This window comes from Arthrobacter sp. zg-Y40 (assembly GCF_020731535.1).
Lineage (GTDB): Bacteria > Actinomycetota > Actinomycetes > Actinomycetales > Micrococcaceae > Arthrobacter_B.
The window spans coordinates 700,947-724,133 of sequence record NZ_JAJFZS010000001.1 but is presented as its reverse complement, the minus strand read 5'-3'; the positions used below and the strand labels follow the sequence as shown (position 1 = coordinate 724,133).

Here is a 23,187-nt window from a genome sequence, read left to right as displayed (position 1 = left end):
CCCCCCCCCCCCCCCACCCCCCCGCGGGCGGGGCGGCGGCCGCCCCCCCCCCCCACGCCGTTCGTTTGTTTGTTTGTTTGTTGCTGCCGGTTAGTTGGTCCGGATCAGGGACTCCGTCAGTTCCTGGCCCTCGGGGCTGAATACAAAGCAGTCCAGCCGGCGGTCTCCGTTGGACCAGGTCTGCTCCGTGGGGATGGACTTGGCGACCTTGAGATCCGGGTAGGACGAGGCGCTATCGGCGTAGTCCACGGCGGCGCACACCTCGTTTACCCGGTCTTCCAGGGCGGCTGTGCCGGGGAAGTCGTCGCTGCCCTCGAACCGCTCCGATGCCACCAGCTGGGCGTCGTGCGGAGTCTCGCAGGTGACGACGTCGGCAGTGGAGTTCACGTCCTCCCAGTCCTGCAGGCAGGCGCCGGCTTCCAGGTCCACGGGGCTGACGTTTTCGCTGACCACCCCTTCGCCCTTGCCGTTAAAGACGAAGACCACCAGGAGGATGGCAACGACGGCGGCCAGGACTACGCCGCCGATCACCAGCAGCAGCTTGGTGTTGCGTCTGCCTGCGCCCTTGGCCGGACCTGCTGCGGTTGCGGGGGCCGGTGCCGGGGCACCCGGCTCCTCAACTGCCGGCGTCTGTCCCGTGGCGTCTGCTTTAGGCTTCCGTGCGGCGCCGGCGGCAGCGGCAGCAGCCTGGCTTTCCGCCAGACGGCGGGAACGGCGGGTATCGCCGGTCGGAACCGAAGCCGTTGTTGGCTCCGGCTCGGGTGTGTCTTCGGCTTCAGCCTTGTCCTGCGCAGGCAAGGCATCCGTCACGGGCGCCGCTGCATTGATTCCGTGCAGCAGGCCGGGTGCATCCTCTGGCCCGGCGTGGGACCGGGCTTCGGATGGGGCTTCCCCAGCCCCTTCCTCGGTGTCCTCAGTCGCGGGTTCTTCGACCGCAGCTTCTTCAGCTGCGGGTTCTTCAACTACGGCTTCTTCGGCCGCGGGTTCTTCGCGTCCGGTCTCCGGCGAGCCCGGTCCTGCCTGCGCCGCGTCGGGGGCTTCGGGGTCCGTTTCGGCTGCTTCTTCAGCTGCGGGGTCAACCCGAATCTCTGCGCCGGCAGGAGCGGGCTCGAGACCGGAAAGCCGGCCCGCTTCGGCGGCATTGGCCTCCACGGCGGCTGTTTCGGAAGCCACGTCCTCAAGCTCGGCGGCCTCCACCGCGTCACTGCTCAGTGCCGGTTCGGCCAGGGACGGCTCTTCCAGCTCCAGCTCCTCGGGGGCCACTACCACCGGTTCCGGCGGCAGTTCCACGTCGTCCTCCATGTCCCCGGGTTCGTCCGCGGTGCTTTCGACGCCGGAACTTTCGGCGGACGGGTTGTCGCCGGCGCTTTCGGTTGACTGGGAGTCAGCATCAGCGCCCTCCGCATGCACGGCGTCATGCTCGGGTGCGGATTCCGCGGCTACAGCGTCACCTTCTGCAGTCACAGTGTCATCGTCTGCAGCCTCTGCGGGCACAGTGTCATCGTCTGCACGTTCTGCACGTTCTGCACGTTCTGCGGACTCGGGGGACCCGGTACCGGCAACCGCCTCTGAACTGTCGGCGCCCTTCCCTGCTCGTGTTGCCCTGTCCGCCAGGCGGGAGAGGACGGCACCCACAGCCGTTGCAACGGCAGTCTTTTTTCCCGGTGCCTCATCGGCTTTCCCCGGCGTCTCATCGGCATCGGCGTCGGCTGGTTCGGCCGGCTGCGCGCCCGTGCGGACAGCACCGCTGCTGTCGGCGAAAGTGCGCTCCCACAGGCCTGTGTCGTGGCTTCCGTCGGCGGATAGCCAGGCAGGGGAGTCCGAATGCGCGCTCAGATCGGGGAAAGCAGTGGGGTTTCCTGCCCCCCCCGGTAGCGGAGAGTCCGCCCCCGGTGTATTTTTCTGATCGCTCATGGTGAACGGTGGTCCTCCCTGTAGGTGGCGCTGTGATGCGCCCCAAAACTGTATCTACCCCTGACTTTAGCCAATATTCGGGGGGCGGCGCAGGGGCAGGTGCAGGGGAGGCCGGCCTGATGTGCTCCCGGGGCAGCCCGGACGGAACTGCAGGGGGCACAAGGCGGCGGGAAAACATGTAATCTGTACTTACGACAAATTGACCAAATATTCCGAGGCCTCGTTCATCTGCCCGAACGACCCGCCTCCGGATCGACGCAAAAAGGGGGTCACGCCATGGGGCGCGGCCGTCAAAAGGCAAAAGCAACCAAGCAGGCACGGGAGATGAAGTACTTCACCCCTGCCACGGACTACTCGGCGCTCCAGCGTGAGCTTTCTGGACCGACGAGCCGTCCATCCAGTCGATATCCCGAGGAGCCGGCTGAGCCGGACTACTCGGCGTACGAGGATAAGTACGCGGATCAATTTGGCGACGATGACGATGATGAGGGCAATCGCCGCGCAGGCTAGCGGCAGCCTCAATACGTTGGCCAATTGCCATCCTTTCAGCGGACCACCTTCTGGTGGGTCCGCTGATTGGCGTTAACGCCGCGCTTGCCGGGCGGCCGGACGCAGAACGGCCCCGGACCGGGCGGTCCGGGGCCGCCTTGCTGTCTCGTCAGGCGTAGCTGCCGACCAGCCGCACCACTCCGCCGTCCACGCCCTTGGCGCCCTGGACGAAGTCGACGTCGGGGCCGTCCGGCGCCTGGGCGTCGCCCACGCTGCCCATCACCCAGGCGGGCACTCCCAATGCAGCCAGCCGCCGCAGTGCGGCATCGGCGCCGCCAGCGTCCACAATCGCCACCATGCCCACGCCCAGGTTCAGGGTGCGTTCCAGGTCCGGCTGGGGCACGTTGCCCAGTTCGGCAATGAGCTTGAACACCGGCGGGAGTTCCCAGGTGGAGCGGTCCACTGTGGCCTGCAGCCCCTTGGGCAGGACCCGGGCCAGGTTGGCGGCCAGTCCGCCGCCGGTCACGTGACTGAAGCCGTGCACACCGGCTGCGTCGTACCGGGCCAGATCCAGGCAGTCTGCCGCGTAGACGCGGGTTGGCTCGAGCAGTTCTTCGCCCAGTGTCCGGCCCAGTTCCGAGACCTGGCGTTCCAACTGCCAGCCGGCGTGGTTGATCACGCGGCGGACCAGGGAATAGCCGTTGGAGTGGATTCCGGAAGAAGCCATCCCGATCACCACGTCGCCGCGGCGCACCCGGTCCGGGCCCAGCAGCCGGTCCGCTTCGACAACACCGGTAGCGGCACCGGCGACGTCGTACTCGTTTTCGCCCAGCAGTCCTGGATGTTCGGCGGTTTCCCCGCCCACCAGGGCCGTGCCGGCCACCTCGCAGGCGGCGGCAATACCGCGGACAATGCCGGCGATCCGCTCCGGCACCACCTTGCCGCAGGCGATGTAGTCCGTCATAAAGAGCGGCTCGGCGCCGACCACGACGATGTCGTCCACCACCATGCCCACCAGATCGAAGCCGATGGTGTCGTGGATGTCCAGCGCCTGGGCAATGGCCACCTTGGTTCCCACGCCGTCCGTGGACGTCGCCAGCAGCGGCTTGGTGTACGACAGCAGTTTGGATGCGTCATAGAGCCCGGCGAAACCGCCCACCCCGCCGAGGACCGAGGAATTGTGTGTGGCCTTCACCGCGGCCTTCATCAGTTCAACGGCTTTGTCGCCGGCTTCAACGTCCACCCCTGCGGAGGCGTAGGTGATGGAGGTGTCGGGCGCGTTCATACGGCCTCTTTCTTTTCGGAATCGTTGAGCAGGTTCTCGTATTCGCTGTCCGGGCCGGGGTCACAGCCGTTGGCCCCGCTGCTCTCCGCAGGGTTCCCGGGGTCCGCTTCCAGGAGGTTCTTGCCCAGCCGGTCCGCGGAGGGCAGCTCGATGGGGTAAACGCCGGTGAAGCAGGCCGTGCACAGGCGTTCCCGCGGCTGGCGGGTTGCCCCGATCATGCCGTCTTCGGAGATGTAGGCCAAGCTGTCCGCACCGATGGACGCCCGGATTTCCTCCACGGCGGCTCCATTGGCGATGAGCTCGGCGCGGGATGCGAAATCGATGCCGTAGAAACACGGCCACTTTACCGGCGGTGAGGAGATTTTGACGTGGACTTCCACGGCGCCGGCTTCGTGCAGCATCCGAACAATGGCTCGCTGGGTGTTGCCGCGCACAATCGAGTCGTCCACCACCACCACGCGCTTGCCGCGGATCACTGATTCCAGGGCATTGAGCTTGAGCTTGATGCCCAGCTGGCGCAGGGTCTGGCTGGGCTGGATGAAGGTCCGCCCCACGTAGGAATTCTTGACGAAGCCGTGGGCGAAGGGGATGCCCGATTCCTCGGCGTATCCCACGGCGGCGGGTGTGCCCGACTCCGGCACCGGGATCACGATGTCTGCTTCCACCGGGTGTTCCCGGGCCAGCTGGCGGCCCATCTCAACGCGGGATTCGTAGACGGAGCGTCCGGCGATGGTGGCGTCCGGACGGGCCAGATAGACGTATTCGAAGACGCAGCCGGCGGGCGTCGGCTGCCCGAAAGTCCGGCTGCGGACGCCGTTATCGTCGATGGCAATGAATTCACCGGGCTTGATTTCCCGGATGAAGCTGGCGCCTACGGTGGCCAGTGCGGAACCTTCCGAAGCCACCACCCAGCCGCGTTCCAGCCGGCCGAGGACCAGGGGGCGAACCCCGTAGGTGTCGCGTGCCGCGTACAACGTGCCTTCGTCCATAAACACGAAGGAGAACGCGCCGCGCAGTTTGGGCAGCAGTTCCATGGCCGTGTCTTCGAGGGAGCGGCCGTCGCTGCCGTTGAGCAGGGCGGTGACCAAAGCGGTGTCTGACGTGTTTCCCTGGGCTATTTCCCCGGAGCGGGGCCGGCCCTCGCGTTCGATGATCAGTTCATACAGTTCAGCGGAGTTGGTCAGGTTGCCGTTGTGCGCCAGGGCCACGGTGCCGGCGGCGGTGGCGCCCAGAGTGGGCTGGGCATTGGCCCAGTGCGACGCGCCGGTGGTGGAATACCGGCAGTGCCCGACGGCGATATGCCCCACGAGGGTGTTGAGCGTGGTCTCGTCAAAGACCTGTGAGACCAGGCCCATGTCCTTGTAGACGCTGATGCGGTTGCCGTCGCTTGTGGCGATGCCCGCCGATTCCTGCCCCCGGTGCTGTAGCGCGTACAACCCGTAATAGGTAAGCTTTGCTACCTCTTCGCCGGGGGCCCAGACGCCAAAGACTCCACAGGCATCCTGTGGGCCTTTTTCGCCGGGCAGTAGATCATGGGAAAGCTGTCCGTCTCCGCGTGCCATGAGAGCATTGTCTCACGCTGATAGATGCCTCACGTCCGTATGCGCGCAACGTTACGCATGCCGCTGTTCGCTAGCTCTCCGGTTCGCCGGAATCCAGTCCCTCCACCGTGGCGCGGCGGCTCTTGCGCACGCTGAGCCAGTCAAGCAGCAGGGCCAGCAGGGCGCCCAGCGCCAGGCCCGGCATAGCGAACATCATGGTGAAGAAGCCCAGCGTCGCGGAGCGGGTGAACTCGGGATCCTCCGGGCCGCCGTAGGCGAGAACAATGGCGGCAATGAATCCGGCGATCACTCCCAGCGCCATAAAAGGGACAAAGCGTGGGGCGCGGCGGACCGTGATCTCGCGGCGCTCGGGGGTGTGCTGCATGCTTCGATTCTACCGGCCGTAAACACCCGGCCGCGTTCCAGGCGCTTAACAACCCGGCGCTGGACGGGAGGACCCGGCTGGGCCGCGGGGGCCCGGCTGCAGGCCTAGCGGCTGGCCGGGAACAGCGGAAGCACGTCCGCAAGGTCGGCGCGCAGCCCGGATGCTGCGACCTTCCCGGCCGCGACGGCGTCGGCCCAGGTCTGCTGCCCGGTGGCCAGCGCAAGCCAGGTGGCGCCGTCGGTCTCGATGACGTTGGGCGGGGTGCCGCGGGTATGCCGCGGCCCGGCCACGCACTGCGTAACACCAAACGGCGGAACCCGTACCTCCACGCTGTTGCCCGGAGCGCGGGCAGCGAGTTCCTCCAAGGCGTAACGCACCGCAGTGGCGGTGGTGTTGCGGTCAGCTCCGCCGCCGGCGGCGGCCCGCAGGGCAGACCGTCCGTCCTCGGCGGTGATCCGGCGCCGTGCCACCGCTAGCCCAGCAGTGCGGTGACGGGTGCGCCCAGCCGGAGGCTGCCCACCGGGCGTCCGCCGCCCAGCACCGGCTGCATGATTTTTGCCAGGACCTTCTCCACGGCCAGCGGATCCACCGCGCCGCTGGCAGCGAGCAGCGTCAGGCCCACCAGCGAGGCGGCGCGGGTGCTGCCGTCAAGCATCTTCAGGGCCACCGAGGCGCCCGTCTCGGTGCCCAGCACCAGAACGCCCTCGGCGCCGTTCTTCGCGATGATGCCCAGGTCTTCCATCACAATGGTGTTCTCCCGGCCGTGCCCGTGGACAGCCCACGGGTAGTCCAGCATGGCGGTGGCCACGGTAGCGGCACGGGCGTTGCCGTGTTTGCCGGACGGAGCCTTGGCCAGCCGCCCGATGCCGCGTGCGAGCCCGGTCAGGGACACAGCGGCCAACGGCGCGCCGCAGCCGTCTACGGCCCAGTGCTGCACGGTCTCGCCGGTGAATTCCTCGATCACTTCGGCAATGCGCTGCTGCAGTGGATGCCGGGGATCCAGGTAGGTGGCGTGGTCCCAGTTGTTCTCGGTGCAGGCCCACAGGAACGCGGCGTGCTTGCCCGAACAGTTGAAGGCCAGACGCTGCGGCCCCTTGCCCTCCCGGATCAGTTCGTTGCGGGCCTCGGTGTCCTGTGGCCAGTCCTCGGGACACTGCAGGTGGCCTTCGGTGACGCCGGCCGCGGACAGCATCCCGCGCACCACGTCCATGTGCTCGCGCGAGCCCACGTGGCTCGCCGCGGCCAGTGCCACCTGCGCACCGCGCAACGGGACTCCGGCCTGCATGGCGGCCACAGCCTGGAACGGCTTCAGCGTGGAGCGCGGAAAGATGGGGGAAGTGATGTCGCCGAGTTCGGTGACCACGGTCCCGTCGCCGGCCATTACGACGGCGGAGCCGATGTGGCGGGATTCAATAAAACCGTTGCGCTCAAGTACGGCCAGTTCAACGGCGTCGGACGCGGTAAAAGTTGCAGGCATGCCATTCAGTCTAAGCGGGTGCGGAGTCCGCGGGGGGCAAGCCGGCGATGACGGCCCCGGCACCGCCGTCGATCTTGCTGCCCCCCGCCGGTCCGCGGAGTGCGCTGCCTGCGGCGCCTGCCGCAGTTCCACTATCGGACGGGTGCCGGCTACCTGCAATGGTGCCCACGCATGCGGGTACCCGCGAAGCGCAAATAGGTAGCAGGCAGGTGGACTCAGGGGCCGGCGCGTCATGTGGGGGAGTTGCTTTCGGGGGTCCGATGCCAGCAAGTACCCTGAACTACTGTGAAGGTACTCGTTGTTGGCCCAGGCGGCCGCGAACATGCCCTTGTCCGATCCCTCTTAGCCGACCCGTATGTCCGCGAGGTCCACGCAGCCCCCGGCAACGCCGGTATTGCGCAGCTGGTTCCCGTGCACCTCGTGGATGCTGCTGATCCGCAGGCCGTGACGGAGCTCGCGCTCTCCCTCGGCTCAGACCTGGTGGTGATCGGCCCCGAGGCGCCGCTTGCCGCCGGGGTGGCCGACGCCCTGCGGGAGGCCGGTGTCGCGGTCTTTGGCCCCTCCCGCGCCGCTGCGCAGCTGGAAGCATCCAAGGCCTTCGCGAAGCAGGTCATGGCGGCGGCCAACGTCCCCACCGCCATGGCCCGGGTGGCCAAGACGGCGGATGAAGCCGCGGATGCCCTTGACACCTTCGGCGCCCCCTTCGTGGTCAAGGATGACGGGCTGGCCGCAGGCAAAGGCGTGGTGGTGACGGCGGACCGGGATGCCGCACTCGAACATGCCCGGGCCTGCTTCGACGCCGGCGGGAGCGTGGTCATCGAGGAGTTCCTGGACGGTCCCGAAGTGTCCCTTTTTGTCCTCTCGGACGGCCGGCACGTGGTGCCGCTGGCACCCGCCCAGGACTTCAAACGCGTGTTCGACGACGACGCCGGACCCAACACCGGCGGCATGGGCGCCTATTCGCCGCTCGACTGGGCACCTGCCGGGCTCGTCGATGACGTGGTCCACCGGGTTGCCCAGCCCACCATCGATGAAATGGCATCCCGCGGCACCCCCTTTGTGGGCGTCCTGTACTGCGGCCTGGCGCTGACCACCCGCGGGGTGCGGGTCATCGAGTTCAACGCCCGCTTCGGGGACCCGGAAACGCAGGCCGTGCTCGCCCGGCTGAAGACACCGCTGGGCGGACTGCTGATGGCAGCAGCCAAGGGCGAACTGGACGCCATGGAACAGCTCAAGTGGGACCCGCGCCCGGCCGTCGCCGTCGTGGTTGCCGCCGAAAACTATCCGGACGCGCCCCGTACCGGTGACCGGGTGCGCGGCCTGAAGAAGGCCGAACGGCTTGACGGCGTACACGTGCTGCACGCCGGGACACGGCTGAAGAAGGACAAGGTGCGCAGCGCCGGGGGCCGGGTGCTCGCCGTCGTCGGACTGGGGGAGGACCTGGCCGCCGCACGGGAGCGTGCCTACGCGGGAGTGGACCTCATCCGGCTGGAGGGCTCCCAGCACCGCACCGACATTGCGTTGAAGGCCGCGCGGGGGGAAGTGCAGGTGCCCGAGGGCAGTGCCGGCGCCCGGCCGGAAGCAGCCATTGAAGGGGACCTGGCATGAGCGGGCTGGGCTCGGCGCCCGAGCTGCCGGGCTGGCGGCACGTCTATTCCGGGAAGGTCCGCGATCTCTATGTGCCCATCGGCGAGGCGGAGGAAACCGGGGACGGCCGGGTCCTGGTGGTGGCCTCGGACCGGATCAGCGCGTATGACCATGTGCTCTCCAGCATTATCCCGGACAAGGGCCGCATCCTGACCCAGCTGAGCCTGTGGTGGTTCGAGCAGCTGGCCGAGGTGCCCAACCACGTCCTGTCCGCGGACGAGGGCATCCCGGAGGCGGTTGCCGGGCGGGCAATGATCTGCAGGAAGCTGGACATGTACCCGGTGGAATGCATTGCCCGCGGCTACCTGACCGGCTCAGGCTTGGCAGAGTACCGCGCTTCACAGACCGTGTGCGGGCTGCCGCTGCCGGGCGGACTGGTTGACGGATCCCGGATTGCGCCGGCGGTCTTCACGCCGTCCGCCAAGGCCGAACAGGGCGAGCACGACGAGAACATCACCTACGAGGCCGTGGTGGATACAGTGGGTGCCGGGACGGCGGAGCAGCTGAGGTCGCTGACCTTGGACATCTATACCCGGGCCGAGGCCATCGCCCGGGAACGCGGCATCATCCTGGCTGACACCAAAGTGGAGTTTGGCCTGGATCCGGCAACCGGGACAGTCACCCTGGGCGATGAAATACTGACCCCGGACTCCTCCCGGTTCTGGGACGCGGCCCTGTACGCCCCGGGACAGGCACAGCCCTCCTTCGACAAGCAGTATGTGCGGGACTGGCTTACCTCGCCCGCCTCCGGCTGGGACAAGGCATCGGACACCCCGCCCCCGGCGCTGCCGGACGACGTCGTGGAACGCACCCGCGCCCGCTACGTTGAGGCGTACGAGCGGCTGACGGGCAAAGCGTTCGTGTAGGAGCGTCCGGCCGGTGCCCTGCAGCCGCAGGGCGCCGGCAGCTGCCGCTTTTCGCAAGAAAGCCCGCTCAAACGCCAAAGGCTCCGCTTAACGCAAAAGGCTCCGCTTGACGACAAAGGCCCCGCTTAACGACAAAGGCTCCGGTCAGATTTCTCTGACCGGAGCCTTGCTGGTCGGGGTGACAGGATTTGAACCTGCGACCTCGTCGTCCCGAACGACGCGCGCTACCAAGCTGCGCCACACCCCGTAACCATTGTTTCGAAGGTCTTTGACCACCTCGCGAAGCAACTTTACAAGGATACTAGACAAACCCCGATTCTGCGAAACCGGCCTCCGCTGCCCCCGCCGGAGGCCGGTTTTCCGGGCCTGCGCCGGTCAGGAGTCGCGGGCCGTGAGGGTTAGCAGGACCGCTTCGGGGCGGCAGGCAAACCGCACCGGAGCGAACCGGGAGGTTCCGATGCCTGCGGAGACATTCAGGGGAACCCGGCGTCCCCCGTGGGCCCACGACGTGAGGCCTTTGGCCTGCCAGGTGGGCAGGTCGCAGTTGCTGACGAGGGCGCCGTACCCGGGAATGCACACCTGTCCGCCGTGCGTGTGGCCGGCCAGGATAATGTCGGCTCCACCACCGGTGAACTGGTTGAGCACCCGCTGGTACGGAGCGTGGGCAACGCCGATCTTTACTTCGGGTGCCGGTACCGCCGTACCGCCGGTGCTGTCGGCGTCGTCAAGGTCACGGAAGCCCTGGTACCGGTCGCGTTTGAGGTGCGGGTCGTCCACACCGGAGAAGTTCAGGCGCAGACCGGCCAGGTCCATAACGGTGCCGGTATTGGTGAGGTCCCGCCAGCCGGCTTCGCGGAACGCCCCGAAGAGGGAGCCGAACGGAAGTTCGTCCGGGGTCCGCTTGTGCTTGGACGGCCCGGTGAAATAGGTGAACGGGTTTTTCAGCACGGGCGCGTAGTAGTCGTTTGACCCCGGCACAAACACTCCCGGGAACCGCATCACCGGTTTGAGCGCCTCCAGCACCGGAGGCACTGCCTGGAGATGGCTGAGGTTGTCACCGGTGTTCACCACCAGGTCCGGCTCCAGGTCCGCCAGCCCCTGCAGCCAGCGGACCTTGCGGTCCTGGCCGGGAACAAAGTGGATGTCGGAAAGGTGCAGGACCCGCAAGGGCGCACTTCCAGCCGGAAGGACCCTGACGGTCTCCTCCCGGACGCTGAAGAGGTTGCGTTCAATGAAGCAGCCGTAGGCCAGCGCAGAGGCGCCGCTCGCAGCGACGCCCCCGGCCAGCCAAGCCGCTTTCCGTGCCGTTGACGCGAGGGGAAAAGCGGACACTAACCGTTCCCTCCGGCGCCGCCGCCACCGCCGCCCGGGTTGCCGCCGTTGCCGTTGCCGTTGTTGCCGCCGTCGTTTCCACCACCGTTTCCACCACCGTTGTTGCCGGTGCCGTCACCCCCGGGAGCAGGAGCAGCAGGTGCAGGAGCAGCGGGCGTGTCCTTGTCAGCCGCGGGGGCTGCCGGAGGAGCCGGGACCGTTGCCTTCGGCTGCCCGCCGCCCATGATGCTGGCAGGCGGAGCGGTGAACGGATTCGCCGTGTACTGTCCGGCAATGCGCTGGATGAAGTTCTTCCACGACGGGCCGGCAATCAACGAACCGTCAATTTCGGGATAGACCCGGCCGCCGATCAGCTTGTCCGACATGGTGGTGTTGTTGGCTTTCCAGTTGCCGATCCATGACGCGGTTGCCATGCCGGTGCTGTAACCCATGAACCAGGTCTGCGAACGGTAGTCGTTGGTACCGGTCTTGCCGGCCGTGGGGACGCCTACCTGGAGGTTCAGGCCCGAGCCGTTGGTCATAACCCGCTGGGTGGCCACGTTGACGCCCTGGGCAACTTCCTTGCGCATTACCTGCGAGCAGGACTGCTCCGGCACCGGGTACTCGGTGCCGTCGGCGCCGGTCACCGATTCAAGGGCGATTGGCTTGCACATAAGACCCTCGGCAGCGAACGTCGCAAAACCGGTGGCCATGGACAGCGGCGAGGCGTCGCCGCCGCCGCCGAAGGTCGACGGCGGGTCCACGGAGAGCATCTCTTCTTTGCCTTCCTCACCCTTGCCGTTGTGGACGCCGGCGGCAAAGGCCATCTGCTGGTACTTGCACAGGTCGATCTCGCGGGCCTCGGCCAGCGTGATGGTGTTGTACGAGTTGGCGAGACCGTCCAGCACAGTGGTGGTCTTGTAGTTCTTGTCGCCGTAGTTGATGGGGGTCCACGGGTCCGTACTGACGTAGGCCCCGCCCTCGTAGCAGCTGGCGTTCCAGCGGGTTCCCACGGGGTAGGTCCGCTTGGAGCCGTTCAGGGTGGTGTTCAGGGTCCTGCCCGAATCAAGCCACGCAGCAACGGTGAAGGGCTTGTACGTCGAGCCGGGCTGGAAGCCGCCCAGGCCGTTGAGGTACTTGGACTTGTCGCCGTCCTGGTAGACGTCCACATTGAAGTTCTGGACCGAGTTGCCGGGCGCAAGTTCCGGCGTGTACCGGGTGTTCTGCGCCATGACCAGGATCTTGCCCGTCCCCGGCTCCACGCTAACCATGGAATGGCCGATCTCGGCGTCGGTGGAATCCGGGTTGGCAGTCTCGTTAATGGCAGTCTGCGCCGCGTTCTGGAACGTGGCGTTCAGGGTGGTCTTGATCTCCAGGCCGCCGCGCTGAAGCAGCTTCTCGCGGTCCTCGGGGGTATCCCCGAAGGCCTGGTCGTTGGTGATCAGCCGGGTGACGTAGTCACAGAAATAAGGGGCCTGGGCAGCACCCACGCAGTTGCTGGAGACCGGGGTCACGTTCAGGTCCAGCCCGGTGGCTACGGCTGCGTCGTGTTCTTCCTGCGTGATGCGGCCGGTTTCCAGCATGCGCTCGAGCACCAGGTTGCGGCGCTCCAGGGAGCGTTCCGGGTTCTGTTCCGGGCTGTAGTACGTGGTGCCGTTGACGACGCCGGCCAGCAGGGCGGCCTGCGGGATGGTCAGGTCCTTGGCGTCAACATTGAAGAAGTACCGTGCCGCCGCCTGGACGCCGTAGGTGGTGCCGCTGAAGGGAACAATATTGAAGTAGCCCTCAAGGATTTCGTCCTTGCTCAGCTCCTTCTCCACCGCAATGGCCAGCTTCATTTCCCGCAGCTTGTCGCCGTAGTCCTTGTTGCCGCTGAAAACGACTTCTTTGTCGTTCTGCCGATTGGTGTCAATGATGACGTTGTTTACGTACTGCTGGGTGATGGTGGAGGCACCGCGCGTGGTGTCGTTGGTGACATTGGAGACCAGTGCGCTGATGATGCCCTGCAGGTCCACGCCGCCGTGCTCGTAGTACCGGTCATCCTCGATGGCCAGGACAGCATTCACCATGTTCGGCGAGACCTGGTCCAGGGTCACCGGCTGGCGGTTCTCGTCATAGAGAGTGGCGATGAGCGAGCCGTCATTGGCATAGATCTTGGACGGCGTGGCCAGGGCTCCGCGCTGCAGCTCCGAGGGGAGCTGGTCGAAGAACTGAATGGAGCCGGAAGCGGCGGTGCCGGCTGCCGCGGCCGCCGGAACCAGGAGACCGGCTGCCAGGACTCCGCAAAGAGCACTGATGCCGAAGAACGCGACGAGCTTTCCGAGTGTGGTCGCCGTGTCGAAGAACGGTGATTTGCGTGCTGCCATGCGAGACAGTCTACAAGCACGTTACGCTTTCCCTTATGACCAAATGGGAATACTTCATTACACCACTTCCGCTTCACACGCCCGGGCAGGTCCTGAATATGCACGGGGACGAAGGATGGGAGCTGGTGCAGATTGCCGCCGCGCCCAACGGCACGGGTTCCGTTGCCTATATGAAACGCGAAAAAGGCCAGTGAGCGCCGCTGCCGGTGCAGTATCGGCCGTTGAGATCCGGCTGAGGGAGCTGGGCCTGACCCTTCCCGATGTCGCAGCTCCGGTGGCTGCCTATGTCCCGGCGGTAATCACCGGCAGCCTCGTCCATACGTCCGGCCAGCTGCCGTTCGTGGACGGGACGCTTCCGGCAACCGGCAAGGTGGGTGCAGAGGTGGATCCGGCGGACGCCGCGTCGTACGCAGCGATCTGTGCCATCAACGCACTGGCGGCGGTAAAGGCGCAGATCGGTGATCTTGACCGCATCAGCCGCGTCGTGAAAGTTGTCGGTTATGTTGCTTCGGACCCTTCCTTCACCGGCCAGCCAGCCGTTGTGAACGGCGCTTCGGAGCTTCTGGGGAAGGTATTCGGTGCGGCCGGAACCCACGCGCGCTCCGCCGTCGGCGTTGCCGTCCTGCCGCTGGATGCGCCCGTCGAAGTAGAAATGATCGTGGAATTTGCCTAACTCGACTATCCGGCTCTTCCCGGTCGCGCCCGATCAGCGGGTAGCGGCCCAAAGCTGGTTCGAACGCTCCGACCGGACGCCGCGCAAACCGCGCCTGGCCTCCTCGGTGGTGCTGCTGCGGGACTCCCCGCGCGGTACTGAAACGTACCTCTCCTACCGGCGGGGCGAGTCCCCGCTGGGCAAGGTCGCCTTCCCGGGCGGCAGCGTGGAAGAGAACGACGACGCGCAGGCCACCTGGTTCGGGCCTGCGCCCGCCGCCTGGGCCAAGTCGATGGGGATCGACGATTCCCGGCTGGCCCGCCGGCACGTAGTAGCGGCCATCCGGGAACTGTTTGAGGAAACCGGAGTCCTGCTGGCCGGCCCGGATGAAGCCACCCTGCTGGAAAGCAACCGAGGCCCGGAGTGGATGGCGGCCCGCACCGCCATCGCCGCCCAGGATGCCTCTTTCCTGGAACTGCTCGGCAAGCGGGGCCTTGGGCTGCGGACGGACCTGCTGCGTCCGCTCTCCAACTGGCACAGCGCAGACTTTGCCCTGCGCCGTTTCGACACCCGCTACTTCGCCGCCATTGCTCCGGTTGGCCAGGACGCCACACTGCTGGAGGGCAAGGGCGTATGGGCCGGGTGGAAAGCTGCTGCCGACGTGGTCGCCGCACGCGACACCACGGCCCTGGGCGACGAAATCGGGCGTCCGGATACGCAGGGGTTGACCCTTGGCGAACTGGTGGTTCCCGCCGTCGAAATCACCCTTGAAAAGGTCGGTTCGGCACGCGGCTGCATCGCCTACCTGTCCAGCAGGCGGCCCGCTGCGGTCTACCGGCCGGAACTGGTGGAAGTGGACGGCGAACCGCGCCTGGCCGTGAATCCCGGCGGCGCCGCTGAAGGATCTTCTGCGCACGGACGTTGATGCTGCCGGATACAGCAACGGCGCCGGCCCCCATAGGGGTCCGGCGCCGTTCCTGTATCTCCTGCGTTTTAGGGCGTCTACAACTGCCTAGCGCGAACGCTGCCGCAGCCGCTGGACGTCCAAGATGACCACTGCGCGTGCTTCCAGGCGCAGCCAGCCGCGCTGGACGAACTCAGCCAAGGCCTTGTTCACGGTTTCACGCGAGGCGCCAACCAGCTGGGCCAGTTCTTCCTGCGTCAGCTCGTGGGCTACCAGGATGCCGTCCGTGGCCGGACGGCCGAAGCGGTCCGCCAGATCCAGCAGCGCCTTGGCCACACGGCCCGGAACGTCGGAGAAAACGAGGTCGGCCAGCGACTCGTTGGTGCGGCGCAGGCGGCGTGCCAGGGCCTGGAGCAACTGGACGGAAACCTCGGGGCGGGTCTCGATCAATGCCCGCAGGTTCTCGTGCCGAAGACCGGCAAGCCGGGTCTCCGAGACGGCAGTTGCCGTGGCGTTGCGCGGGGAGGGATCAAACAGTGCCATCTCCCCGAACAGCTCACCCGGGCCGAGGATAGCCAGCAGGTTCTCCCGCCCGTCGGGGGCTGAACGGCCCAGCTTGATTTTTCCGGAGACGATGAAATAGAGCTGGTCGCCCTGATCGCCCTCGCGGAAAACGGAGGCCCCGCGGGAAAGGTCGACCTCAGTGAGCTCTTCGGTCAGAGCGGCGAATACGTCGTCTCCCAGAGAGGCGAACAACGGCGCGCGGCGCAGTACCTCGATATCCATGAAATCTCCTGTAAATAGTGTTCTCTACCTATTATCTTGCCGCACGTCACGCGCCAGTGACACCTGAAGCACGTTTGTTCGCCTATGGATGAGAAAAAGAGAGCAGGCCCACGCACGGCTCCGAAGAAGCGGTAACGGGTTCTTCAGGTTGTACGGATAAACTCGTCAAACGCAGCGGCCAACCCCCGTCGAGCCGCCCGAACCCCCTTTTGGAGCTTTTAGTGCTCGGATTGACACTTCTGGACATCGTCCTGCTCCTTGTCCTGCTTTTTTACCTGGTGGCAGGGCTGCGCAACGGGCTGGTGGTGACTCTGGGAGGAATCGTTGGATTCGTTGCCGGCGCCGTGGCCGCGTTCTTCGCCATCCCCCTCGTAGCGGGATGGGTGCCGGACAACGGCTGGCGGCTGACAGTGGTGATCGCCACCGCCGTAATCCTTGTCCTGATAGGGCATGCGGCTGGTGCGGCGCTGGGCGGAATGATCCGGCGGTGGCTGAATTTCCCGCCTCTTCGGGTCCTGGACCGGCTGCTTGGCGGGGCCGCGAACCTGGTTGTTGCGGCCCTGGTGATGGCCATGCTGGCCTTCAGCGTCACGACGCTTGGCGTGCCGTACCTATCCCAGCAGATTGCCGGGTCCAAGGTGCTCAATGCGATTGATGACGGCACTCCTGAACAGGTCAAGACGTGGAGTGCGCAGATCCGTTCCTTTACGGTCTCCGAGGGATTGCCGACCATCCTGGACAGTGCGGCGCCGCAAACGGCGGTGCCGCCCAGCGCGGAAGTCAGCTCGGCAGCACTGGAAAAGGCTTCGGCTTCCGTGTTGAAGATCACAGGTACGGCCTACCAGTGCGGACAGAACCAGACGGGATCCGGGTTTGTGGTGGCGGATGACCGGGTGGTCACCAATGCCCACGTGGTGGCCGGCGTCAACGAGCCGGTAGTGGAGGTTCCCGACGGGTCCGTCCTGCCGGCCAGGGTGGTGTACTTCGACGCGGCCCGCGACCTCGCCGTGCTCGCCGTGGATGACTTGGACGCGGCGCCCATCCCGGTAGGCGCCCCGCTGCCGGACGGCACTACGGCCGCCTTCGCCGGTTACCCCGCCGGCGGGCCCTTCCGGCTCCAGGCAGCGAGTGTCGAAGGGCTTTCCGAGGTAGCCGTGCGTGACATCTACGGCACCTCACCGGAGGTGCTGGAGGTCTACACGCTGGCAGCGAACGTCCAGCAGGGCAATTCCGGCGGACCGCTGCTGGACATTGACGGGCAGGTGGCGGGAGTCATTTTCGCCAAAACCACCGGGGACCAGCCCATCGGCTATGCCTTGTCCCTTGCCGAGGTGGGCCCGGTCATTGAGGACGCCCCCGGCTTCAGCAAGGCCGTTTCCGCCGGGTCCTGCACCGCCAAGTAGCGGCGGCCCCAACCGAACGCCACGCGCATAACGGAGCCGCAGGCTAACCGCGCCCTCCGGCCGTGCCGGTCACAGCCAGTCCAGGGACTGGCCGTGCGGGCCGGTCCGCGCCACCGGCGTGCCGTTGTGGTGCAGCACAAACAAACCCGGATCCGCGGAACCGGGCGGAGCGGAAAGTCCCGGCATCACGCCCAGGCCCTCATTGGAGAGCCAGTGCACCGGCCGGCCGGGAACGCCGAGGCAGCTGAAAATGGTGTCGCGGAAAATTTCCCGGTCGCCCTCCGGCAGGTAGGCCAGGACCGCTGTGTGGAAAACAACGACGGCGGCCTCGGCCGGCGCAGCCTCAATCAGTCCGGCAATCTCGGCATTCAAGTCGCCGCGCACAATCCGGGCAGGGGAGTGTGCCGCTGCTTCGGCCGCAACCCCCAGCAGCCGGCGGCGTTCATCCATGCCCGGCCAGATCAGGGCGTCCAGCCAAGCGAGGTCGGCCGGATCGGCCGGGTCCAGGGGATTAAGGTCCACTCCGGACCGGTGAATGATGTTCGGCACCGACGACGGCAGCGGGGGATTGCCGGTGGTCCGGCACGCCAGTACCCAGTTGTCCCGGCCCTGACCGTTGATGACGGCGCCGTCGTCGTACCGGTAGGCGTATCGGTCCGGATACAGGCACAAACCCGCGGACGCACCAACCTCGATCAACGCCAGCGGGCGTCCCTCGTCCCGGGCGATCCGTGCCAGCGACGGCAGGAGGACGGCGCAGCGGCGCGGCTCGTTGGTCTGCGTGCTGCGCCGCAGGATCACGTCGCGGATACCGTCCCAGTCCTGGAGCAGGAAAGCGCGGAACCCGCTGTAAGTGCCGGCTTCCGCGCCCCGGCTGCGGGCAGCGGCCAGCACGAGGTTGGGTTGGCGCTTGACCCGGGGAAGCCCGTCAATCAGCTCCAGCACCTTGGCGTCCCGGCTGATTTCCTCACACCACTGCTCGTAGACTTCCGAGGCGCCGCGGGCCTCGTAGCGGGCGAAGCGCGCATACCGCTGCGCCGTTGACGGGGCCTCAGCCACGCTCCGGCTCCAGCGACTCCGCCAGGTACTCCACAGCCATGCGGTAGCCGCTGATACCTGCGCCGCAGATCACCACGGAGGCTACCGCGGAGACGAAGGAGTGGTGCCGGAATTCCTCGCGACGGTGGATGTTGCTGAGATGTACCTCCACCACGGGAAGTTCCACGGCGGAGAGGGCGTCCGCGATGGCTACCGAGGTGTGGCTGTAGGCCGCGGGATTAATGACGATGCCCGCAGCTGTGCCCCGTGCCGCGTGGATGGCATCGATCAGGTCGCCCTCATGGTTGGACTGCACACAGTCCACGCTCCAGCCGCGGGAGGAGGCTGCAGCCATGGCCGCAGCCTCCACATCCGCCAGCGTGGAGTGCCCGTAGATTCCAGGTTCACGGGTGCCCAGGAGATTCAGGTTGGGGCCGTTGAGGACCAGGATGTTGCGTGTGCCGGCAGTAGTCATGGCTTAACTATGCCGGAGCGGATCCTGTCTTCTGCGGCGCAGCAGCCGTGTTGTGCTGCGTCATGTGACGCGCCGCCAGCGCGCCCGCGATGGTGATCAGGGACATCAGCGCCAGTACGACGCCGGGGTGCCACCAGGCGGCGCCGGTTGCATTGGAGAATACCTGGGTGACGGAGGGGGTGAAGCCGGAGAGGATGCCGGCAATGCTGTAGGCGAGGGACAGGGCCGTGAAGCCGGTCCGGGCCGGGAACAGGTCGGCCATGAGTCCGCCCAGTGCGGCCCAGGCCGCCGTTGGAGCTATCCCGCCGATCAGGATGGTCAGGATGTAGACCGGGGTGTTGGCGTTGCTGATGATGAAGTACAGCGGGAAGGAGATCACCAAGGTGGCGACGGCACCGGCCATGACCATCCGGGCGGAGCCGATGCGGTTGGCCAGGAAGCCGAAGGCCGGGATGGTAGCCAGCTGGAGCACCGATCCGACCAGCGCAGCGTTCAGGACAGTGGATTCCGACAGTCCCAGGATCTTGGTTCCGTAGGACTGGGTGTAGGTAGTCATCAGGAAGTAGGAGCCGATGCCCAGCAGGGCGGCGGCAGCAGCAACCAGCACTGCTGCCCACTGTGTGCGCAGTACCTCGAGCAACGGGACCCGGGTTACCTGGTGTGCCTTCTCGACGCCCTTGAATACCGGGGTCTCCTCAATGGCCAGGCGCAGGTACAGGGCAATGCCCATGAAGGGGAAGGCCAGCAGGAAGGGAATGCGCCATACCCCGGCCACCATGGCCTCGTCCGAAACCTGCGCCAGCAGCAGGAAGATGCCGGTAACCAGGATGGTCCCCACCGGAGAGCCGATCTGGGGAATGGCCGCGTAGAGGGCGCGCTTGCGCGGAGCTGCATGTTCGGTGGCGATCAGGATAGACCCGCCCCACTCGCCGCCTACGGCCAGGCCCTGCAGCAGGCGCAGCAGCACCAGCAGCAGCGGCGCCCAGATGCCGATGGTGTTGTAGTCCGGCAGCAGGCCAACCGCACCGGTGGCGACACCCATCAGGATGATGGTCCAAATCAGCGAGGTCTTGCGCCCCACCCGGTCTCCGATGTGCCCGAAGAGGATGGCGCCCACCGGCCGGGCAATAAAGCCCATGCCCAGGGACAGGAAGGACAGCAGGACGCCTGTTGCTGCATCCACTTCCGGGAAGAAAATCCGGTTCAGGATCAGTGCGGCCGCGGTGCCGAAGACATAGAAGTCATAGGACTCCAGGGCCGTGCCGATAAAGGACGCCCCCGCTACCTTGCGGGCCATCTTGGAAGAGTGTGGTCCGGCAGGTGCGGCCGGTGCGAGTGAAGTAGACACGAGAAGGAATTCTCCTATCCGGCGCCGCTTTTCCCAAGCCCGTGAGGCGAAGGTCACATTGGCGTCATACCTGGGCCTCGGGTTTGGGTTTTCCCGCAGTGATCCGGGGCAGGACCAGTGCCTCGCCGGCTGCCGCCAGTGCGGGCCCGACGGCGGTTCCGTCCTCCACATATCCGTGCACCATGGCGCCGTCGCGCAGCATCAGCAACTGGTCGGCCAGGCTGTCCGCCTCCTGCACGCCGAGCAGGCGCAGCCGGCCGGCCACAAGTGAATGCAGCCACGCACGGTGCCCTGTAATGACCATGCGGACGGGATGCTCCGGGTCCGGGTACTCAGCCGCGGCATTGATGAAAGGGCACCCGCGGAAGCCGGGGGAGCAGGCCTCGGTTCCCATCACTTCTGCCAGCTGGCGCAGGCCCGTGCAGGGGTCCGGGTCAAGGGCTGCGGCCCGCTCCTGCATTCCTGCGGACTGCTCCTGCAGGTACGCCACCACCAGATCATCCTTGGAGCGGAAATACCGGTAGAAAGTCACTTTGGTGGTGCCTGCAGCAGCAATGATCTTGTCCGCGCTCACGGCCCGCACGCCCTCGGTGTAGAACAGGCTCGAAGCACTGCCCAGGATCCGCTCGCGTACCCCTGACGGTTGCGTGCCCATTGCTTTCCCCTCTTCCTTCACGGTATTCGGCCGGCATTACTTGCGGTAGACGTACTAGTTAGTCTACCTTGATCCTACAGACTTTCCCCACATAAGGAGTTCCCATGAGTGCTTTGTACACAGCTGCTGCCACCGCTACCGGCGACGGACGCAACGGAGAAGCCCGCACCAGCGACGGCAAGCTGGAGGTCAATCTCTCCACCCCAACCGAGATGGGCGGCTCCGGCGAGGGAACCAACCCCGAACAGCTCTTCGCCACGGGATACGCCGCATGCTTCCTGTCCGCGCTGAAGATGATTGCACGTGCGGAGAAGGCCCCCATTGCAGATGCTGCCGTCACGGCCGACGTCAGCATCTACAAGCAGGAAGAAGGCGGCTTCAAGCTCGGCGTCGCACTGCACGTGGAAATGTCCGGCGTGGACGAGGCAACCGCGGACAAACTGGTCCAGGCAGCCCACCAGGTCTGCCCCTACTCCAACGCCACGCGGGGCAATATCGAGGTGGAGCTCGACGTCACCGTCGGCTAGTCCAACCCGCTCCTCAACACAGCAGGTGCCCGCCCCGGTCCGGGGAGGGCACCTGCTGTGTTTTGCCGTCGGAAGGGTTTACCTGCGCAGGGATTCGGCGATCTGCTGCATCACAGTGTTATCCGCCAGCGTGCTGGAATCACCGGCTTCGCGTCCCTCGGCCACATCCTTGAGCAGGCGGCGCATGATTTTGCCGCTGCGGGTCTTGGGCAGTTCGGGAACCACCAGGATGTGCCGCGGCTTGGCGATCGGCCCGATTTCCTTGCCGACATGGTTGCGCAGGGTGGTGACAATGTCGTCGTCGTCCTGGGCGCTGCCGCGCAGAATAACAAAGGCGACCACGGCCTCACCCGTGGTGTCATCGGCCGCACCGACGACGGCGGCCTCGGCAACCGAGGGATGGCTCACCAGGGCGGATTCGATCTCCGTGGTGGAGAGCCGGTGCCCGGAAACGTTCATCACGTCATCGACCCGGCCCAGCAGCCAGATGTCGCCGTCCTCGTCCTTCTTCGCGCCGTCACCCGCGAAATACATGTTGTCGAACCGGGACCAGTAGGTCTCCTTGAACCGTTCCGGGTCTCCCCAGATGCCGCGCAGCATGGCCGGCCACGGCTCCTTGATGACCAGGAAGCCACCGGATCCGTTGGGCACCGGCTTCCCCATTTCATCCACCACGTCCACCGAGATGCCCGGCACGGCTACCTGCGCGGAGCCCGGCTTGGTGGCCGTGACGCCGGGCATGGGTGCGATCATGTGCGCCCCGGTTTCGGTCTGCCACCAGGTATCCACGATCGGCGCCGGGTTTTCCTTTTTGCCGCCGTTGGCACCGATGACCTGCCGGTACCACATCCATGCTTCGGGGTTGATGGGTTCGCCCACCGATCCCAGCACCCGGATGGAATCCAGGTTGTACTTCTGCGGAATATCCCGGCCCCACTTCATGCAGGTACGGATGGCGGTGGGGGCGGTGTACAGGATGGATACCTTGTACTTCTCCACCAGTTCCCACCAGCGGCCCTGGTGCGGCGTGTCCGGTGTGCCCTCGTACATCAGCTGGGTGGCGCCGTTGATCAGCGGAGCGTAAGCCACGTAGCTGTGGCCGGTGACCCAGCCGATGTCCGCGGTGCACCAGTACACGTCCGTTTCCGGGTGCAGATCAAAGGTGTTGAGGTGGGTGAAGGCGGTCTGCGTGAGGAACCCGCCGGTGGTGTGCAGGATGCCCTTGGGTTTCCCCGTGGTGCCGGAGGTGTACAGGATGAACAGTGGATGCTCGGAGTCATGCGGCACTGCGGTGTGCTCGGTATCCGCGGTGTCCACGACGTCGTGCCACCACTGGTCCAGGCCGTCGTTCCACTGCACCGGCTCTGCGTTGCGGCGGACCACCACTACGTTTTCCACCGTATGGCCCGGCCTTGCGAGGGCTTCGTCAACGGCGCCCTTGAGCATGCTGGGCTTGCCCCGGCGGTAGGAGCCGTCGGCAGTCACCACAAGCTTGGCTTCCGCGTCGTCGATCCGGCTGCGCAGGGCGTCAGCGGAGAAACCTCCGAACACCACTGAATGCACCGCGCCGATCCGCGCGCAGGCCAGCATGGTGATGACTGCTTCCGGAATCATCGGGAGATAGACGGCCACCCGGTCGCCCTTGGCCACGCCGAGGGACTCGAAGGCGTTGGCCGCTTTCTTCACTTCTTCGGTCAGCTGGGCGTACGTGTAGGTCCGGGTATCGCCGGGCTCACCCTCGAAATAGATGGCAACACGCTCGCCCCGGCCTTCTTCCACATGCCGGTCCAGGGCGTTGTATGCGGCGTTGAGCTCTCCGCCTACGAACCACTTGGCGAAGGGGGCATCACTGAAGTCCAGTGCCTGGTCGAAATCCTTGTCCCAGGACAGCAATTCGCGTGCCTGCCGGGCCCAGAAGGCGGGACCGTCCGCTGCTGCTTCCTCGTAGAGGGACGGCTGGGCCACCGCAGACGCGGCAAATTCGGCACTCGGCGGGAAGCTCCGGCGTTCGTGCAGAAGGTTCTCGAAGGCGTCACCGTGCTTCTTCGCAGGGGACTGATCAGACATGTTTGAACCCTTTCACTTCGCAGAAATCCAGCACCAGGGGAATGGTGCCGG

22 protein-coding genes and 1 tRNA gene are annotated in these 23,187 nt (G+C 66.2%); 8 read left to right on the top strand and 15 right to left on the bottom strand.

Annotated features, from left to right (window positions below):
- Positions 1–90: 90 nt before the first annotated feature.
- Positions 91–1,914 carry a septum formation family protein gene (locus LJ754_RS03390; RefSeq protein WP_227925395.1) on the bottom strand — a complete coding sequence of 608 codons (1,824 nt, stop codon included), beginning with the start codon at positions 1,912–1,914 and terminating at the stop codon, positions 91–93.
- A 276-nt stretch (positions 1,915–2,190) separates the two neighbouring features.
- On the opposite strand from LJ754_RS03390, the gene LJ754_RS03385 reads away from it, so the two are divergent.
- Positions 2,191–2,424 carry a DUF3073 domain-containing protein gene (locus LJ754_RS03385; protein ID WP_227912583.1) on the top strand — a complete coding sequence of 78 codons (234 nt, stop codon included), beginning with the start codon at positions 2,191–2,193 and terminating at the stop codon, positions 2,422–2,424.
- A gap of 148 nt (positions 2,425–2,572) precedes the next feature.
- Here LJ754_RS03385 and purM read toward each other — a convergent pair whose 3' ends face one another.
- The 5 genes from purM to LJ754_RS03360 all read right to left on the bottom strand — a co-directional run bounded on the left by purM (position 2,573) and on the right by LJ754_RS03360 (position 7,091).
- Positions 2,573–3,688, bottom strand: a complete 1,116-nt coding sequence (gene purM, locus LJ754_RS03380; RefSeq protein WP_227925394.1) for a phosphoribosylformylglycinamidine cyclo-ligase — start codon at positions 3,686–3,688, stop codon at positions 2,573–2,575.
- Positions 3,685–5,250, bottom strand: coding sequence for an amidophosphoribosyltransferase (gene purF / locus LJ754_RS03375; protein ID WP_227925392.1), 1,566 nt, complete (start codon positions 5,248–5,250; stop codon positions 3,685–3,687). Before purF ends, purM begins: the two co-directional genes overlap by 4 nt.
- A 70-nt stretch (positions 5,251–5,320) precedes the next feature.
- Complete coding sequence (locus tag LJ754_RS03370) at positions 5,321–5,614, bottom strand: hypothetical protein (protein ID WP_227912586.1); 294 nt, start codon at positions 5,612–5,614, stop codon at positions 5,321–5,323.
- A 104-nt stretch (positions 5,615–5,718) separates the two neighbouring features.
- A complete protein-coding gene (locus tag LJ754_RS03365; protein ID WP_227925391.1) occupies positions 5,719–6,084 on the bottom strand; it encodes a sterol carrier family protein in 366 nt (121 codons plus the stop codon).
- 2 nt (positions 6,085–6,086) lie between these two features.
- Positions 6,087–7,091: an asparaginase gene (locus LJ754_RS03360; RefSeq protein ID WP_227912588.1), complete on the bottom strand. Its 1,005-nt coding sequence runs from the start codon at positions 7,089–7,091 to the stop codon at positions 6,087–6,089.
- Positions 7,092–7,376: 285 nt separating this feature from the next.
- Between LJ754_RS03360 and purD the strand changes: the two genes are divergently transcribed.
- Entirely contained in the window at positions 7,377–8,699 is a 1,323-nt protein-coding gene (gene purD, locus LJ754_RS03355) for a phosphoribosylamine--glycine ligase (RefSeq protein ID WP_227925390.1), read from the top strand.
- On the top strand, positions 8,696–9,604 hold the full coding sequence (locus LJ754_RS03350; protein WP_227925388.1) for a phosphoribosylaminoimidazolesuccinocarboxamide synthase: 909 nt from the start codon (positions 8,696–8,698) through the stop codon (positions 9,602–9,604). Before purD ends, LJ754_RS03350 begins: the two co-directional genes overlap by 4 nt.
- A gap of 170 nt (positions 9,605–9,774) precedes the next feature.
- Here the strand turns inward: LJ754_RS03350 and LJ754_RS03345 are convergent.
- The 3 genes from LJ754_RS03345 to LJ754_RS03335 all read right to left on the bottom strand — a co-directional run bounded on the left by LJ754_RS03345 (position 9,775) and on the right by LJ754_RS03335 (position 13,281).
- Positions 9,775–9,851: transfer RNA gene (locus tag LJ754_RS03345), tRNA-Pro, on the bottom strand.
- 128 nt (positions 9,852–9,979) lie between these two features.
- Positions 9,980–10,936, bottom strand: coding sequence for a metallophosphoesterase (locus LJ754_RS03340; RefSeq protein ID WP_227912591.1), 957 nt, complete (start codon positions 10,934–10,936; stop codon positions 9,980–9,982).
- Entirely contained in the window at positions 10,936–13,281 is a 2,346-nt protein-coding gene (locus LJ754_RS03335; protein ID WP_227912592.1) for a transglycosylase domain-containing protein, read from the bottom strand. Before LJ754_RS03335 ends, LJ754_RS03340 begins: the two co-directional genes overlap by 1 nt.
- Positions 13,282–13,316: 35 nt before the next feature.
- Here LJ754_RS03335 and LJ754_RS03330 point away from each other — a divergent pair, with 35 nt between their 5' ends.
- Genes LJ754_RS03330 through LJ754_RS03320 form a run of 3 tightly spaced genes read left to right on the top strand, consistent with a single transcriptional unit; the run spans position 13,317 to position 14,858 of the window.
- Entirely contained in the window at positions 13,317–13,475 is a 159-nt protein-coding gene (locus tag LJ754_RS03330; RefSeq protein WP_227912593.1) for a DUF4177 domain-containing protein, read from the top strand.
- Positions 13,472–13,954, top strand: a complete 483-nt coding sequence (locus LJ754_RS03325; protein WP_227912594.1) for a RidA family protein — start codon at positions 13,472–13,474, stop codon at positions 13,952–13,954. The genes LJ754_RS03330 and LJ754_RS03325 overlap by 4 nt, the downstream gene beginning before the upstream one ends.
- Positions 13,947–14,858: an NUDIX hydrolase gene (locus LJ754_RS03320; protein ID WP_227912595.1), complete on the top strand. Its 912-nt coding sequence runs from the start codon at positions 13,947–13,949 to the stop codon at positions 14,856–14,858. Before LJ754_RS03325 ends, LJ754_RS03320 begins: the two co-directional genes overlap by 8 nt.
- A gap of 87 nt (positions 14,859–14,945) precedes the next feature.
- Here the strand turns inward: LJ754_RS03320 and LJ754_RS03315 are convergent, their stop codons facing one another.
- Positions 14,946–15,623 carry a Crp/Fnr family transcriptional regulator gene (locus tag LJ754_RS03315; RefSeq protein ID WP_146360700.1) on the bottom strand — a complete coding sequence of 226 codons (678 nt, stop codon included), beginning with the start codon at positions 15,621–15,623 and terminating at the stop codon, positions 14,946–14,948.
- Positions 15,624–15,844: 221 nt separating this feature from the next.
- Here LJ754_RS03315 and LJ754_RS03310 point away from each other — a divergent pair, with 221 nt between their 5' ends.
- Entirely contained in the window at positions 15,845–17,026 is a 1,182-nt protein-coding gene (locus tag LJ754_RS03310; RefSeq protein ID WP_227912596.1) for a MarP family serine protease, read from the top strand.
- Positions 17,027–17,095: 69 nt separating this feature from the next.
- Here the strand turns inward: LJ754_RS03310 and LJ754_RS03305 are convergent, their stop codons facing one another.
- The 4 genes from LJ754_RS03305 to LJ754_RS03290 form a co-directional block, all read right to left on the bottom strand.
- Complete coding sequence (locus LJ754_RS03305; protein ID WP_227925386.1) at positions 17,096–18,085, bottom strand: DUF2332 domain-containing protein; 990 nt, start codon at positions 18,083–18,085, stop codon at positions 17,096–17,098.
- Entirely contained in the window at positions 18,078–18,539 is a 462-nt protein-coding gene (gene aroQ / locus LJ754_RS03300; protein WP_227912598.1) for a type II 3-dehydroquinate dehydratase, read from the bottom strand. The genes LJ754_RS03305 and aroQ overlap by 8 nt, the downstream gene beginning before the upstream one ends.
- A gap of 7 nt (positions 18,540–18,546) precedes the next feature.
- Positions 18,547–19,887: an MFS transporter gene (locus LJ754_RS03295; RefSeq protein ID WP_227925384.1), complete on the bottom strand. Its 1,341-nt coding sequence runs from the start codon at positions 19,885–19,887 to the stop codon at positions 18,547–18,549.
- Between the two features lie 64 nt (positions 19,888–19,951).
- On the bottom strand, positions 19,952–20,542 hold the full coding sequence (locus tag LJ754_RS03290; RefSeq protein ID WP_227925382.1) for a TetR/AcrR family transcriptional regulator: 591 nt from the start codon (positions 20,540–20,542) through the stop codon (positions 19,952–19,954).
- A 104-nt stretch (positions 20,543–20,646) separates the two neighbouring features.
- On the opposite strand from LJ754_RS03290, the gene LJ754_RS03285 reads away from it, so the two are divergent.
- The gene (locus LJ754_RS03285) at positions 20,647–21,069 is read left to right on the top strand and encodes an organic hydroperoxide resistance protein (protein ID WP_227925381.1); all 423 of its coding nucleotides are present in this window, start codon (positions 20,647–20,649) and stop codon (positions 21,067–21,069) included.
- Positions 21,070–21,147: 78 nt separating this feature from the next.
- On the opposite strand, the gene acs is transcribed toward LJ754_RS03285, so the two are convergent.
- On the bottom strand, positions 21,148–23,136 hold the full coding sequence (acs, locus tag LJ754_RS03280) for an acetate--CoA ligase (protein WP_227925379.1): 1,989 nt from the start codon (positions 23,134–23,136) through the stop codon (positions 21,148–21,150).
- Between the last annotated feature and the right edge of the window lie 51 nt (positions 23,137–23,187).

Bases quoted from the DNA above. Each gene is read 5' to 3' on its own strand.
- LJ754_RS03350 (WP_227925388.1), top strand. From the start codon at position 8,696: ATGAGCGGGCTGGGCTCGGCGCCCGAGCTGCCGGGCTGGCGGCACGTC.
- LJ754_RS03360 (WP_227912588.1), bottom strand. From the start codon at position 7,091: ATGCCTGCAACTTTTACCGCGTCCGACGCCGTTGAACTGGCCGTACTT.
- aroQ (WP_227912598.1), bottom strand. From the start codon at position 18,539: ATGACTACTGCCGGCACACGCAACATCCTGGTCCTCAACGGCCCCAAC.
- LJ754_RS03285 (WP_227925381.1), top strand. From the start codon at position 20,647: ATGAGTGCTTTGTACACAGCTGCTGCCACCGCTACCGGCGACGGACGC.
- LJ754_RS03370 (WP_227912586.1), bottom strand. From the start codon at position 5,614: ATGCAGCACACCCCCGAGCGCCGCGAGATCACGGTCCGCCGCGCCCCA.
- purF (WP_227925392.1), bottom strand. From the start codon at position 5,250: ATGGCACGCGGAGACGGACAGCTTTCCCATGATCTACTGCCCGGCGAA.
- LJ754_RS03315 (WP_146360700.1), bottom strand. From the start codon at position 15,623: ATGGATATCGAGGTACTGCGCCGCGCGCCGTTGTTCGCCTCTCTGGGA.
- purM (WP_227925394.1), bottom strand. From the start codon at position 3,688: ATGAACGCGCCCGACACCTCCATCACCTACGCCTCCGCAGGGGTGGAC.
- LJ754_RS03390 (WP_227925395.1), bottom strand. From the start codon at position 1,914: ATGAGCGATCAGAAAAATACACCGGGGGCGGACTCTCCGCTACCGGGG.
- LJ754_RS03290 (WP_227925382.1), bottom strand. From the start codon at position 20,542: ATGGGCACGCAACCGTCAGGGGTACGCGAGCGGATCCTGGGCAGTGCT.
- acs (WP_227925379.1), bottom strand. From the start codon at position 23,136: ATGTCTGATCAGTCCCCTGCGAAGAAGCACGGTGACGCCTTCGAGAAC.
- LJ754_RS03335 (WP_227912592.1), bottom strand. From the start codon at position 13,281: ATGGCAGCACGCAAATCACCGTTCTTCGACACGGCGACCACACTCGGA.
- LJ754_RS03385 (WP_227912583.1), top strand. From the start codon at position 2,191: ATGGGGCGCGGCCGTCAAAAGGCAAAAGCAACCAAGCAGGCACGGGAG.
- LJ754_RS03330 (WP_227912593.1), top strand. From the start codon at position 13,317: ATGACCAAATGGGAATACTTCATTACACCACTTCCGCTTCACACGCCC.